Genomic DNA, 13,739 nt, shown 5'->3' with positions numbered 1-13,739 from the left:
CAATGCACTGACCGGCGCGAAAGACGCTCCGGTCCCGAGAATTTCGTCAGGAGGAAAATGGTGGCGCGCGGGCCTGGGCATGCGAGCCGGCGCGGAAGCGGTCGAACTCGGAGGCGAAATTGAGCCACGCGACGTGGCTGGCCACGCGTTCAACGGCGACGGCCGCGATGTCAGGGGCGTCGATCGGCGCCCCGGTGTGAAGTACGCTACAGACCGAGCAACAGCCGTCATGGGCGCGATGCCCGGTCTGGTCGCCCTGCCCATTTTGTGGGCTCGCATTGCCATGGCAGATGGTGGCGGCCGCCAGCGGATCGGAGGCGGCAAGGCTCGCCGCCCAGCACGCCCCGATCGGTGCAAAAATCTGCACCAACAGGGCAACCAGGACTATGGGCAGGAAATTCTTCAGCCGCCGGCGCATCATAAGACCCATCCGTAACGGAACTAATCATCCTGAGCATCAGGAGTCGAGATCATGCCACTGCCCTGCTTCTTCCCGGCAACGAAAATTGCCGACTGTGGCGCGTTTGCGCGTCCTGCCCCACGGAGCAGCGAATCTCGTCCGTATCCCCTTACCCCACCACGGGTTTTCAAACTGACCTTGCAACCGATGGTGGCAATATCCCAATCATTTCGCAAATTGCTCGAAATTTGAACAATCGTTGCCGAAAATGATGACAAACGAAAAAAGATAGTCTACCAATTCGGGCTCAGGCCAGCCGCAAGGTGAGTCCTGGTGGTCCAAGTCTCGGGAGGAGCCCGACGCGCACAAGCAGCGTCACCCCATCAATCAAGATCAATCGAATCTTTTGGGGCAAATAGGGTCGACACAATTTTTGGAGCAGGGCTCGGAGCCCTGCTCTTTTTTTGTCTGACGATCGCAACTTGCAATGACGTCATCATCCAATCCGATCGAGCAGAGCTTCGAACTTGCAGCTGAACGCTGCGATGATTTGACGCCGCTTGTTTATCGCCGCCTGTTTCACAGACATCCCGAAGCCCAGGCGATGTTTCGCACCGAAGGCAGCGAGCCTGTGAAAGGCTCGATGCTGTCGCTGACGATCGAAGCCATCCTCGATTTCGCCGGCGACCGCACCGGCCATTTTCGACTGATCGATTGCGAGGTGTCGTCGCACGACGCCTACGGCACGCCACGCGAATTGTTCGTCGCGTTCTTTGCTGTGATTGCGGACACGCTGCGCGAAATTCTCGGCGAGCAATGGTCTGACGAGATCGATGCTGCGTGGCACAAGTTGCTGCGCGACATCGCGGCCGTCGTCGCGCATCACGCCGAGTAGAAATATCTGCGGTCGCGAGGCCGTAGCGCAGCCGTTTCGATTGTGACACACTCGCTTTATCCGCGGCGCGTGCAACTGACGCCGACGGTCAGAAAAATGAAGAGGGAGCAAGCAACAATGCCAGGGATAGACAAGTCTCCGACGACTAGGTTTCCGACGACAAGGCGCGATCTTCTGCAAATGGCTGCAGCCGGCGGAGCGGCGGCAGCGCTGTTCGGCGGAATGAGCGTGAACCCCGCGCTCGCAGCCGAAATGGGCCGCTCGGAAAAGCCGCTGAAGGCCGCATTCTCCAACGCCGGACTGCAGGCGACGTGGTGCGCGCAAGGCAAGCAGGCCGCCGAGTTCTGGGGCAAGCTGTTCAACGTCGAAGTGACCTGGTTCGACGGCCAGCTTGACGCCGTCAAGCAGCGCGCCGCGATCGATAATATGGCGTCGCAGAAATGGGATTTCGTCGCGATCCAGGCTTTCGGCATCGGCACCCTCACCCAGCCCGTGCAGAAGATGATCGACGCCGGCACGCCCGTGATCGACATGGACACGTTGATCGCGCCGCTCGACCAGATCAACGTCCACTCGTTCCTCGCGCCCGACAACGAGTTCATGGGCGCCTCGGTGACCCAGGCGCTCTGCAACGCGATCGGCGGCAAGGGCAAGGTCATCATGACCCAGGGTGCGCTCGGCCACACCGGCGCGCAGGGCCGCGCCAAGGGCTTCAACACGGTCATCAAGCAGTTCCCGAACATCGAGGTGCTCGACACCCAGCCCGGCGACTGGGATGTCTCCAAGACCGCCCGGCTCTGGGAAACCTATCTGACGAAATACCCGCAGATCGACGCGGCGTTCTTCCACAATGACGACATGGCGCTGGCCGCCGCCAACATCATGAAGGCGCATAACCGTACCAACATCCTGATCGGCGGCGTCGACGCCATGCCGCCGGCGATCCAGGCTGTCAGCGAAGGCCGCATGTTCGCGACCGTCCGCAATCCGTCGTGTCGCATCCATGGCGGCGCGATCGTGGCAGGCGTTGCCGCCGTGGTCGGTGGCGAGAAGAGCGGTGCCGGCATCCCGAAGAGCGTCGTGACCGACGGTCCCGTCGTGACCAAGGCCAATGCCGCCGGCATGCAATGGATGGAGGATCACTTCCTGATCTGAGCTCCCCGCATGTCGCAGGGACGCTCTCCGATCCTCGAGTTGAACCAGATCACGAAGGCCTTCGGCGGTGTCGAAGCCCTTCGTGGGGTCGACTTTGCGCTTCACGCCGGCGAGATCCATGGTCTCGTCGGCGAGAACGGCGCGGGAAAAAGCACGCTGATGAAGATCATCGCCGGCGTGCATCCGGAATTCTCCGGCCGTTTCATGCTGGACGGCAAGGAGACCCGCTTCCGCTCGACCCGCGATGCGCATGCGGCCGGCATCGGCATGGTGCATCAGGAGCTCAGCGTCGCCCCTGACCTCACCGTCGCCGAGAACGTCTTCCTCGGCAACCAGCCGACCAACCGCCTCGGCCTGGTGCAATGGCGGCGGATGGCGCGCGAGGCCCGCGAGCAGCTGTCTCGGTTTGGCATCGACGTCGATCCGATGACAAGGCTCGGCGACCTGCCGATCGGCCTGCAGCAGCTGATCGAGATCGCCCGCGTGCTGTTCTCGGGTGCGCGCATCATCATCCTGGACGAGCCGACCTCCGCCCTCTCCCCGCCCGAGGTGGAGCGCCTGTTCGCGACGCTGCGCAAGCTGCGCGAAGAAGGCACCAGCATCGTCTTCATCTCGCATTTCATCGAAGACATCCTGCGTGTCTCCGACACGGTGACCGTGTTCCGCAACGGGCGGAAGGTCGCGGAAACCGCAGCCGCCGACACCACCAAGGTCGCCCTGATCGAAGCCATGATCGGCCGCGGCGGCGAAGCGCTGGAGCACAGCTACACCGAAGACCGCATGCTGCAGCAATCCAGCGACGCCTCGGTGGTGCTGAAGGCCGACCAGCTCTCGCTCGGCCGCAACCTGCAGGACGTCTCGTTCGAGGCCCGCGCCGGAGAGGTGCTCGGAATCTACGGCTTCATGGGCTGCGGCCAGTTGGAGCTGTCGCGCATCCTGTTCGGCAAGCTGAAGCCGGATGGCGGAACGCTCGCGGTCGACGGCTCCGCGAAGCGATTCCGCAGCACCGCCGACGCGCGGCGTGCCGGCGTCGCGCTGGTGCCGGAAAGCCGGCGCGCGATGCTGTTTCACCAGGAACCGGTCTACAAGAACATCTCGATCAGCATCCTCGATCGGATCTCCACCCTGCTGCTCAAGCCCGCACGAGAGCGCGAGATTGCGATGCGGCAGGTCGAGCAGTTGCAGATCAGGCCACCGGTCGTCGGCCTCGACCTCGGCATGCTCTCCGGCGGCAACCAGCAGAAGGTGGCGCTGGCGAAGTGGCTGACCTACCCGCCGCGGCTGCTGGTGCTGTGCGAGCCGACCCGCGGCATGGATGTCGGCGCCAAGAACGACGTGATCAACATCGTCCGCGATCTCCGCGCCAAGGGACTGGCGATCATCGTGCTGTCGACGGAGCCGGAGACGGTGCTGTCGCTGGCCGACCGGATCCTGGTGCTGAAGCGCGGCGCGGTGGTGCGTGAATTCGTGGGCGAGGCGGTGAGTAAAGACCGTCTGCTGGAAGCCGCTTGATGGAGTCGAATGATGGCAAGCAGTGACAGCGCGACGACGCCGGTGGATCACAAGCGGCCGCGCGGGCTCGGCAGCTTCGTGCGCTCGCAGATGCGCAACATCGCACCGTTCCTGACGCTGATCTTTCTCAGCGCCTTCTTCGCCATATCGAGTCCCTCGTTTGCCACGCTCGACAATCTCGGCAACATCCTGACGCAGGTGTCGGTCACCGGCGTCATCGCCGTCGGCCTCACCTTCGTGATCCTGTGCGCCGAAATCGACCTGTCGATCGCCAGCATCGCCAACGTCACCGGCATCGCGGTGGCGTTTTTCACGCTGCAGGACTCCTACGTCAACATCGCCAACCTCCCGATGCCCGGCTCGGCCGCGATCCTGATGGCGCTGGCGCTGTGTGCGTTGCTCGGCCTCGTCAATGCGCTGGGGCTGACCATGATCGGCATCCCCTCCTTCATCATGACGCTCGCCATGATGCAGATCGCAGCCGGCGTCTCCGCGCTGCTGGTCCGCGGCCAGATCGCCTACAAGATACCGCCGCTGATCACGACGCTCGGCTCCGGCTCGATCGGCGGCATCCCCTGGATCGTGATCGTGGCCGCGGTGATGCTGCTCGGCGGCCATCTGGTGCTGACCTACACGCGGTTCGGCCGCTACGTCTACATGGTCGGCGGCAATCGCGAAGCCGCGGAATTTTCCGGCCTCAACGTCAAGCTGATCCTCGGCAGCGTCATGGTGATCTCGGCGGTCTGCTCCGGGATCGGCGGCATGCTCGGCGTCGCCCATTTCGGCAGCGCGCAGCAGAACGAGTTCGACACTTATCTGCTGGATTCGATCGCGGCCGTGGTGGTCGGCGGCACCAGCCTGTTCGGCGGCCGCGGCGGCATCGGCAACACCATCGTCGGCCTGTTCGTGCTCGGCGTGCTCAACAACGGCCTCGACCATGTCAACATCGACAGCTTCCTGAAGATCCTGATCCGCGGCGTCATCCTGCTCGCGGCGCTGATCATCAACGTCTACGCGCAGAGACTGCGGGAGCGGACGGCGGATTGACCGCGGGATGACGGGGATGGGTTGGGCGCCCGGCTCCCTCCATCCGTCGTCCCGGCCTAGTGCGCAATTGCGCACGAGCCCGGGACGACAGCGAATTTGTTGCGCGGTCTGTGAGTCATACTTCCGCGCTCTCGCGGCATGATCTGCCCGAGCTTTGCTCTTCGTTCCGCCCTCTCCAAACAAGGGCGCAGGGAATGTCGGGTGCACGCTGCACCCGCGGTCTCGTGTGCAATGGATAGAAAGAGAAGCGCACACGAGCATACAGGTTCAGCGGAGGCACTCCGACATTCCCTGCGCGATGGCTTTACGGCTTATACGTGCTCTCCACGGCGAGACCGGGCTTTGTTGTCACCGCCCTCACAAAACGCTTGCGCGTCTTGCGAGAGGACACCGACCACTGGGGGCGTCAGGTCCACACGACTTGATGTACAGTCTTTTTTCAACCGCCATAAATCGCAAACACCACATAAGAATCAATCTATTATGAGGTTTATTCGAAAAGAGGGAGGCCCGCCTAGATCATGCAGGCCCGAATAGACCCTAGACAGTTGATGGCCTGAAAGCGGACGTCGATCCTCTCAACGAAGAAATTCGAAGGATTCTCACAGGTCGTTGTGTGAATCGTGCATAAGCCGGATAGAGGCTCGCTCTCAACGCGAGGCTGCGCATCCTAATCGTATTACGCGAATCAAGGAGCGACCGGTGGATACTGGAAAAATTGATAAAGACGCGCTGTCGTCTGACGACCGAAAGCAGGCTGCCCGGCCGATGATCAACGCCCTAGGCGGAGCCGTACCGTTCGTGGGTGGTCTCTTGTCTGCTGGTGCAGGCTATTGGTCAGAGAAAGAGCAGGAAGAGGTCACCAATCTTCTACGCCAATGGCTTCAAATGCTTGAGGATGAACTCCGCGAGAAGGGAAAGACCATTGCCGAAGTCGTAGCCCGCATCGACATGCACGAAGAAAAAGTCAAGCAGCGGGTGGAGTCCCCGGAATATCAAGCTCTGCTCAAAAAGGCTTTTCGAAACTGGTCGTCGATTGACACCGAATACAAGCGCCAGCGATTGCGCAACATCCTCGCAAATGCTGCGTCTGCCCAGACGGCATCAGATGATGTCGTCCGTCTGTTCATCGATTGGATCAATCTCTACTCAGATTTTCATTTTGAGGTCATCGGCGAAATATATCGCTCTCCTGGCGTCACGCGTGGTCAAATTTGGCGAAATCTCAAGAAGGCACACGTGCGTGAAGATTCTGCTGAGGCTGATCTATACAAGATGCTGATCCGTGATCTCTCCATGGGAAGTGTCATTCGACAGCATCGAGCCACAGACTATGCCCGATTGCTCGAACTAGGCCGCATCCAATCGCGAACGATAAGACAGAGACTGATTCTTGAGTTCGCCGATCGGTACCGGGCGCCCGAGCAAGTAGCCTTGCGCGAAGTTCACCCCGAGCACTCTCAATCTCTCGAACTGCTCGAGGGTTTCCACGCCTTCGGCGGTGACCGACATGTCGAGGCCGAGCGCGAGTGTCACGATCGACGATATAATCGCCGAGCTTTTGTGACGCTTCGACAAATTGCCAATGAAGGACTTATCGATCTTGATCTTGTCGAACGGGAACGTTGTCAGGCAGCTCAGGGAAGAATACCCGGTCCCGAAGTCGTCAAGAGCCAGCGAAACCCCGATGCCCTTGAGTCTCTTCATAAAGGCAAGATTATCCGCCGCTTTTTCCAGCAGGACGGATTCGGTGAGCTCGATTTCCAGCTGCTCCGGCGGCAAACCGGAATTCCGCAACGCAGACTCGATCATATTGAACAGTTCGGCCTGCTTGAACTGGACAGGCGACAGGTTCACCGCAACCTTGGTGTCTGGACTCCAGGATGTCGCGTCGTTGCACGCCTGCCCGATGACCCATTCACCAAGCGGGACAATGAGCCCGGTCTCCTCAGCGAGGGGAATGAACTGATCCGGCGGTATCAGCCCTCTGGTCGGATGGCGCCAGCGGACAAGAGCTTCCAGACCCCGCCGGTAGCCGGTCTGGACGTCAAAGAACGGTTGATAATGCAATTCGAACTGACAACGTGCGATTGCATCTCGCAAGTCGCCTTCTAGCGTGTTTCGAGCCTCAAGCTCCGCAGACATTGCTTGATCGTAGACGGTGAAGCAGTTCCGGCCCGCCGATTTCGATCGATACAGCGCAAGGTCGGCCTTTTTTAGCAGCTGTTCCTTATCGCTACCATGCTCCGGCGCCATCGCAATCCCGATACTTGTACCGATTTCCACTTGATGGCCCGGCAGCTGGAATGGCTCGGCGATGAGTTTTGAAATTCGAGTCGCCAAATCGATCGAACCGGCCCGCTGATCGTCGCATCCCGACTGGATGATTGCGAATTCGTCGCCTCCGAGCCGCGCCAACACATCGGTGCCGCATAGCGAGGAATTCAAACGAAGCGCCACTTGCCGGAGCAGCGCGTCACCGGCGGCATGACCAAGCGAATCGTTGACGTTTTTGAATCGATCGAGATCGAGCATGAGAATTGAAAAAATTCCCCTGTTCGGTCGATCTTGCGATCCGGCATCTTTCAGTTGTTCCAGAAAGAACGCCCGGTTCGGAAGCCCGGTCAGAACGTCGGTCTGCGCAAGCTCCAAAACACGCTGGTTCGCCAGTGCGAGCTGGCGCGAGTTGCGGCTTGCGAGACCGAGGTAAACGGCGAGGAATGCAGTTATGACAATTGCGGCCGTGAGCACTGTCAATGCACGGTCGTATCGGCTGGTCAGTCGGCCACCCTCAGCGGGAATGGCTTGCACTTGCCAGTTGGCATCGCCGATTTTTAGCGTGCCCGACCAGCGCGGCCCCGTCGCAAAGGCTTGTAACGACTCCGACATTTGGGGCGCCGATGAATAATCGGGAACGGAGCCATGTTCCATTCCCGCGCTTTGGCCCTGATCGGGTGCGTAGGCATTAATCGCGATGGGCGAAGATGCCGCCGTCGCCGTCCGGATCGATTGCAGCAGTTGCGCGAGATCGAATATCCCGACGACGTAGCCGGCCAAATTGCGGCGCCGATCCGCGACCGTGGTACGCGACGTTCCCTTCACATAAACCGGCACGCTGACCAGCACGCCGTGGGTGCCACCTTTCAGATCGTAAAAGAGCTTGGTGGGCTGCACCGCGACCGCGTCGTTATCGCGCGCACGCTCCAGCGTGGCCCACCGCACCGGGTCGGTTGAATAGTCCAGTCCATAAACCATCGAGGTTTTCGCTTCGGTGGAAAAGAAGACCGGAAAATATTCGTCACTCTGTGGCGCCGGTGAAAGGCGGCCGTCGGCCGCGAGGGATTTGATCTGATAGCCGGCGATGCCATCGTTAACCGCGGCGACTTCGTAGTCGGAACGCTCCTTCCGGTTGACCCTCGGCAGCCAGCCGACGCGAAGGAGTCCCGGATGATCCTCAAATAGGCGGCCGCCGAAAACCTCGAACTCGCTGCGGGTAACGTCCTCGTTGGCCGATTCGAACAGGGTGCGCAGCGTGATCAACCGACTCAGATATTCGTTGATCCCGTTCTGCATTTCGATTAGTTCGGTCGCGGCGACACCCTCGAACTCGACCCTGGTGACGCTCTGCTCCCAACGTCCGACCGCGTAGGCAGCGACCAGTGACAGCAAAAGGCCGATGCCTGCCGCAACCAGCGCTGGCCGGTTAAGCCCTGACCTCAATACAGAGATTCGCCGCCGCTCGATCATGTCTCCCTGGCGATTACCGCCCGGGTTTCGATCGCTCATCTTCGTCCTTCGTTCGACTCGTACAACGTCCATCGACCAGCTTTTGCGCTGTCAACGAATGATCGGACGTAGGTCTAGGTTAAAAAACTTAGAATATTAGGGCCAATGTTGCCTGATTTGGATCCCCTTAGTTAACGATTCTCAAGATAGATAGAATGCAATCTACGTGGCACCACGTGAGGGCACGCGGTTCTAAAGCAGCATCTGACAAAACCGGGAAAGATTAGCGGGCTCTTCATCGCGTGGGGATAGCGTGCGGCGCTAGTGGACGACTTGTCGATCCCGCAGAAATGATATCATGCAACGATTACAAACCACGATCTTTACCGGCCTTTCGATCTTGCTCGCGGTAGCGAATCCGCCTCATGCTCGGGCCAATGAGGTCGGCGTCAGCTCCGACACCATTCTGTTCGGTCAGGCTGCCGCGCTCGACGGTCCCTCGTCGGCGCTCGGTCAGGGTATGCGGCAAGGTATTCTCGCCGCCTTCGCCGAGATCAATGCGAAGGGTGGCGTACACGGCCGCAAACTTGTGCTGATAAGCCGCGACGATGGTTACGATCCCGATCGCTCGGTCGTTCAGACCGTCAAGTTGATCGAGGAGGACAGGGTTTTTGCGTTGATTGGCGCCGTTGGTACGCCAACAACGACCGTGACCGTTCCGATTGCAAAAGCTAAGAATGTGCCATTCATCGGTCCGTTCACCGGGGCTGGATTCCTCCGTGCGCCGGACCTCCACAACGTTGTCAATATTCGCGCCAGTTATGGCGCCGAGGCCGAGGCGTGGATTAAGCACCTGACCGAGGACCTTCATGTCAGGAACATTGCGATCTTCTATCAGGATGATTCTTACGGCCGCGATGGTCTGGCCGGCGTCAAGCTTGCGCTGGAACAACGTAGCATGGAATTGACGGCCGAAGGGACCTTCGAGCGCAATACCAAATCAGTTGGTTCAGCACTGCGCACGCTCAGGCGCGCCGAACCGGAAGCGGTGGTCATGGTCGGCACATACGGGCCGTGCGCCGAATTCATCAAGCTTGCGCACAAGAGCGGCTTTTATCCCATCTTCGTCAATATCTCCTTCGTCGGCGCCAACGCGCTGGCGAACGAGCTCGGCCCCGAGGGGCAGGGAGTCATTGTCTCGCAGGTTGTGCCCTTTCCATGGGATGCATCGGTGAAGGTCGTCGCCGATTACCAGGCCGCCGAAAAGGCCCTCGATCCAAACATGAAGCCGGAATTTGTATCTCTGGAGGGCTATCTTTCGGGACGCCTTGTCGCCTCTGCGCTGGAGGAGACCGGACCGAACCCGACACGCGCGGACCTGCTCAGGGTTATCAATGACGTCGGAAGATTCGACATCAGTGGAACGATCATGACCTTCGGGCCCAAGATTCATGACGCGCCTAGCAAGGTCTTTCTCACGGTGATTCAGAGCGATGGAACTTTTAAGGCGGTAGAGAAGCTTTGAGGCTTGCTAAGCTTATCACCGGCATGGCCTTGGGATGGATCGGCTCGATCGGCGAGGTTCTCAGAAAAGCCATATACGAAATGCGGACCGGACCGCTTCGATTTGGTGCCCCGACCGCCCTTGAATTCGGTCCAGATGCCAGCGAAGGCGGTGACACCGACATAGCGGTTCACCTATTTGACCGGGCTTCCGTTTGAAGGCTTGGAATACAGGGGCACGTTGCCAATCTTGTGTCCTTTGTCGTTGATTATGGCAATGCGGCGCTCAGGATCATCGTTGGGCTTATCGAGCGATATGCCTACGGCAAGTACCGTCGCCCTGATGACTGCGGCAATATCGTCGTCGCAAACAAAGCCTGTTGGATCAAAAAGCCTGTGGCCGTTTTCAACATCGAAGAAGTAGCGGGGCATTGGCAACCTCCAGTTTGCCAAGTTCCTCCCTACAGCATTGTTCCGAAAATCGAGGTCGCCTCAATGATTAGCGAAGGATTTGTTTCAATTCGGAACGAATGCGGACGCGCGGTATTGGGTCACATGGTGCGAATTGGCAGCAGGACGTGGTCAGCAGCGCAGGTTGCACACTTGACGGCGCTAATTGATGCGGGAACATCGGCCGCGCGCGCCGCTATCGTGTTGAAACGTTCGATAATTGTCGTACGGGCCAAAGCGCGTAGCCTGGGCAAGCCTTTCAGGTAGCCACTATTAAAGCGAGCAATAGCGTGCAGAAGTTTTTCTTCGATATGAAGGAAGGCGTCCCGCGAAGAGATTCATATCCCAGCGCCAGACACAGCAGCTTTTAGCGGAGCAGCGGCGGCGGCCTTTTTCATCAGATTCAGGCGGCGGCAGAGCCGTAGGGTAAGCCGTTCAGAAGGGTGGCGATGTCTGCCGCAGGAACGGCCTTGCTAAACAGATAGCCCTGTCCCTCGGAACATCCGTTGACCTTGAGATATGTCAACTGCCCGGCGTCTTCGACGCCCTCGGCGGTAGTCGTTAGGCCAAATCCTTTTGCGAGGCCAAGGATCGCGCGGACGATCACCTGCCCGTCTTCGCTCTTGTCGAGGTTTGACACAAAGCTGTGATCGATCTTGATCTTGTCTAGGTGAAAGGAAAGCAGCTGGCTCAACGTGGCGTAACCCGTTCCGAAGTCATCGAGCGCGATGCGCACGCCAGCCTGACGAAGTTCATCGACCACGGTTGCGCAACCCCGATATTCTCAACAAGTGCGCTCTCGGTGATTTCGATCTCCAAGCGCCGCGGGCTGAATCCGGTTTTCCCAAGGATCGACAGAAGTCGAAGTCCGAGCGTCGGATCGCGCAACTGAACCGGCGAGACATTGAAGGCGAGCGTCAGGGTTGCCGGCCATGCGTTGGCATCAAGACAGGCTCGGCGGAAAAGTTGATCCCCGAGGACATTTATAAGACCAGTTTCTTCGGCTATCGGAATAAACACGTCGGGCGGAATGAAACCTAAATCGCCGTTTTGCCAACGCGCCAGCGCTTCAAACCCGATGATGCGATTACCCTCAAGAGACACCAAAGGCTGATAATATGGGACAATGCTGTTGGACGTTATCGCGCTTCGGAGGTCGCGCTCGATCCGAATGCGCCGCTCGACATGCGTGTCCATCTCCGACTCGAAAAAACGAACCGATGATCGTCCGGCCGCCTTGGCGCGATAGAGTGCCCGGTCTGCGCGCCTGACTAGTTGGTCAGCGTGAACGCCATCATTCGGAGCTATGGCGATGCCAATTCCGACACCGAACTCCACAGTCACATGCTCGATCACGAGCGGCTCGGCGACGGCTGCCGCGATACGCCGCGCCAGATTTGTGGGATCATCGAGGGAGTCGATTTTGGGCATGATGATCGTAAACTCATCCCCTCCGACTCTTGCGAAAAATGCGTCCGCACGAACGATAGCTGAGACGCGTTGAGCGAATTCGCTCAGCGCTTTATCTCCCACCGCGTGGCCGTGCATGTCGTTGACCGCCTTGAAACCATCGAGATCGAGCATGAGAACAGCGACCTGACGCGTGGCGCTGGCGGTGCTGAGAACTTCCTCGAGCTGTTCCTCGGAGAACCGACGGTTGGGCAACCCGGTCAATGGGTCGTGCCGGGCCAGATTGTGTGCGTCCAGTTCCGCGAGCGTGCGCGCCTTGATTTCGCGGGAGACGTCTCGATAACGACGAAAACCGTAAGCCGTCATTGCGACACCGAGGACGAATATCACGAAGATGACGTCGTCGACTTTATGGTCCGCGTGGTCTATTCCGAACTGAAACAGGGCTAAGGCAAGGTCGTAGACGGTCCCCATAACGAATGCGAAAACCGCGATGCTCAGGATCACGATGGCGTCTCTTTTGTCACGCCGTCGCCAGTCGCTCCAATCTGCGGAGAACGCGTGCAACCATCGAGCTGGCAATTTCATAGGGTATCGAACCTTCGCTGACGGCCGGATGTTCCGGTGAGGTCCAGCTGATGACCAAGGAGGTTAATTAAGCCGCCGAATGTTGCGCGCTGATTGTCGGAGCTTCACGAATAGTATTCCCCAGCGGGTCATCGCGGAACCGTTTCGCGTGGTGCAGCTTGGTCTATATGCACACGTTCGAGACATCTGATCGAAAACTCGCGCGGCGCTATCGGTATCATCAACATCGCCGCCAAAAAGCAACCTTGATCGTAAAGGGATCGCTCGTCGCGGGATTGGTTCATTCGGTCATGGAAGTTGAGTCGAGCACCCCGACGCGCTGGATTATCAAGGTTGTTGCCAATCCGCACCGAGCAGCCGGACTGATCACCCCGTTAGGCCTCGGCCCGAGCGGTGCTGTCCTTGTTCGGAAACTCGCTCTGGCAAATTGGGATGGTGGTCAAAATTGACCGGCCGGGCATGGCTATCTGTGATCAACTGGAAATGGATGCTGCTTAGGCGCGAGCAGCATTCCCACACACGGCCCCGGTGCTCGCCAGCCCCGGCGCTGGGGCCGGTCTGCCCTAGTGCGGGCGAGAAGTTCCCCACTGGAGAAACGCCCGAAGCTTCTCGCAATCGATGAGGTGCATCCTTGGCAAGCCAACGATTCAGGCGATGGTCTCCCGGAGACGACGCGCGGCTTTTAATGATGGGGGCCGCCGAAATTCATCCAAGGGAGATAGGAAGGGCGCTCGGTCGGACCGAGGTCGCGATTGATCTTCGCCGCGCCGCGCTCGCCAAAAGGCAGCCCGGAAACATCAGTAATTTTTATGAGTCCATAAAATACTAATGGGGCTACCAGTTTGTTCTTCGGCCGGAACGAATACCACTTGCTAAGCATCGGGTCGCCAAGTCGGGCCACCTGCTGGATCAGTGACCTCGGCTTCGTCAGCGTGAAGTGAAGCCGGGCCTCACAGAACGGGTCAGCACCACGGACGGTAATATTCCGGAATCCACATTGCTGTGGAAAACTTTAATCTAACTGTTGCCGGGGCTAGTTTTATTTCATCAGAA

The 13,739-nt window shown here is 59.1% G+C and carries 9 protein-coding genes and 2 pseudogenes; 6 read left to right on the top strand and 5 right to left on the bottom strand.

The genetic code is table 11. The features are described 5' to 3' along the window. Nucleotides 1-46 precede the first annotated feature (46 nt). Nucleotides 47-421: a DUF2946 domain-containing protein gene (locus UP10_RS17595; RefSeq protein ID WP_245321776.1), complete on the bottom strand. Its 375-nt coding sequence runs from the start codon at nucleotides 419-421 to the stop codon at nucleotides 47-49. A gap of 466 nt (nucleotides 422-887) precedes the next feature. Between UP10_RS17595 and UP10_RS17590 the strand changes: the two genes are divergently transcribed. From UP10_RS17590 to UP10_RS17575, 4 genes are all read left to right on the top strand, one after another. Further along, nucleotides 888-1,295 (top strand): globin, encoded by a 408-nt coding sequence (locus UP10_RS17590; RefSeq protein WP_044588583.1) that lies wholly within the window; start codon nucleotides 888-890, stop codon nucleotides 1,293-1,295. A gap of 117 nt (nucleotides 1,296-1,412) precedes the next feature. Continuing rightward, on the top strand, nucleotides 1,413-2,450 hold the full coding sequence (locus UP10_RS17585; RefSeq protein ID WP_044588582.1) for a sugar ABC transporter substrate-binding protein: 1,038 nt from the start codon (nucleotides 1,413-1,415) through the stop codon (nucleotides 2,448-2,450). 9 nt (nucleotides 2,451-2,459) lie between these two features. Next, complete coding sequence (locus UP10_RS17580) at nucleotides 2,460-3,962, top strand: sugar ABC transporter ATP-binding protein (protein ID WP_044588581.1); 1,503 nt, start codon at nucleotides 2,460-2,462, stop codon at nucleotides 3,960-3,962. A 12-nt stretch (nucleotides 3,963-3,974) separates the two neighbouring features. Continuing rightward, the gene (locus UP10_RS17575) at nucleotides 3,975-5,009 is read left to right on the top strand and encodes an ABC transporter permease (protein WP_044588751.1); all 1,035 of its coding nucleotides are present in this window, start codon (nucleotides 3,975-3,977) and stop codon (nucleotides 5,007-5,009) included. Between the two features lie 1,350 nt (nucleotides 5,010-6,359). On the opposite strand, the gene UP10_RS17570 is transcribed toward UP10_RS17575, so the two are convergent. After that, on the bottom strand, nucleotides 6,360-8,795 hold the full coding sequence (locus UP10_RS17570; RefSeq protein WP_044588580.1) for an EAL domain-containing protein: 2,436 nt from the start codon (nucleotides 8,793-8,795) through the stop codon (nucleotides 6,360-6,362). 298 nt (nucleotides 8,796-9,093) lie between these two features. Between UP10_RS17570 and UP10_RS17565 the strand changes: the two genes are divergently transcribed. Further along, entirely contained in the window at nucleotides 9,094-10,260 is a 1,167-nt protein-coding gene (locus UP10_RS17565) for an ABC transporter substrate-binding protein (protein WP_044588579.1), read from the top strand. A gap of 13 nt (nucleotides 10,261-10,273) precedes the next feature. On the opposite strand, the pseudogene UP10_RS46690 reads toward UP10_RS17565, so the two are convergent. From UP10_RS46690 to UP10_RS17555, 3 genes and pseudogenes are all read right to left on the bottom strand, one after another. Then, nucleotides 10,274-10,409, bottom strand: a pseudogene (locus UP10_RS46690) (SOS response-associated peptidase); the annotation flags it as partial. Nucleotides 10,410-10,433: 24 nt separating this feature from the next. Continuing rightward, nucleotides 10,434-10,670 carry a DUF6894 family protein gene (locus tag UP10_RS17560; RefSeq protein WP_044588578.1) on the bottom strand — a complete coding sequence of 79 codons (237 nt, stop codon included), beginning with the start codon at nucleotides 10,668-10,670 and terminating at the stop codon, nucleotides 10,434-10,436. Between the two features lie 421 nt (nucleotides 10,671-11,091). After that, nucleotides 11,092-12,464 (bottom strand): annotated as a pseudogene (locus UP10_RS17555) (putative bifunctional diguanylate cyclase/phosphodiesterase). Between the two features lie 389 nt (nucleotides 12,465-12,853). Between UP10_RS17555 and UP10_RS44345 the strand changes: the two are divergent. Further along, nucleotides 12,854-13,135, top strand: coding sequence for a hypothetical protein (locus UP10_RS44345; RefSeq protein ID WP_197086842.1), 282 nt, complete (start codon nucleotides 12,854-12,856; stop codon nucleotides 13,133-13,135). The last annotated feature ends 604 nt before the right edge of the window (nucleotides 13,136-13,739 follow it).

Origin of the sequence: Bradyrhizobium sp. LTSPM299 (assembly GCF_000938235.1) — a bacterium.
Taxonomy (GTDB): domain Bacteria; phylum Pseudomonadota; class Alphaproteobacteria; order Rhizobiales; family Xanthobacteraceae; genus Bradyrhizobium.
Note: the sequence above shows the minus strand (reverse complement) of the source record. Positions and strands in the feature narration are given on the sequence as shown.

Bases quoted from the DNA above. Each gene is read 5' to 3' on its own strand.
- UP10_RS17585 (WP_044588582.1), top strand. From the start codon at position 1,413: ATGCCAGGGATAGACAAGTCTCCGACGACTAGGTTTCCGACGACAAGG.
- UP10_RS17565 (WP_044588579.1), top strand. From the start codon at position 9,094: ATGCAACGATTACAAACCACGATCTTTACCGGCCTTTCGATCTTGCTC.
- UP10_RS17595 (WP_245321776.1), bottom strand. From the start codon at position 421: ATGATGCGCCGGCGGCTGAAGAATTTCCTGCCCATAGTCCTGGTTGCC.
- UP10_RS17580 (WP_044588581.1), top strand. From the start codon at position 2,460: ATGTCGCAGGGACGCTCTCCGATCCTCGAGTTGAACCAGATCACGAAG.
- UP10_RS17590 (WP_044588583.1), top strand. From the start codon at position 888: ATGACGTCATCATCCAATCCGATCGAGCAGAGCTTCGAACTTGCAGCT.
- UP10_RS44345 (WP_197086842.1), top strand. From the start codon at position 12,854: ATGCACACGTTCGAGACATCTGATCGAAAACTCGCGCGGCGCTATCGG.
- UP10_RS17570 (WP_044588580.1), bottom strand. From the start codon at position 8,795: ATGAGCGATCGAAACCCGGGCGGTAATCGCCAGGGAGACATGATCGAG.
- UP10_RS17560 (WP_044588578.1), bottom strand. From the start codon at position 10,670: ATGCCCCGCTACTTCTTCGATGTTGAAAACGGCCACAGGCTTTTTGAT.
- UP10_RS17575 (WP_044588751.1), top strand. From the start codon at position 3,975: ATGGCAAGCAGTGACAGCGCGACGACGCCGGTGGATCACAAGCGGCCG.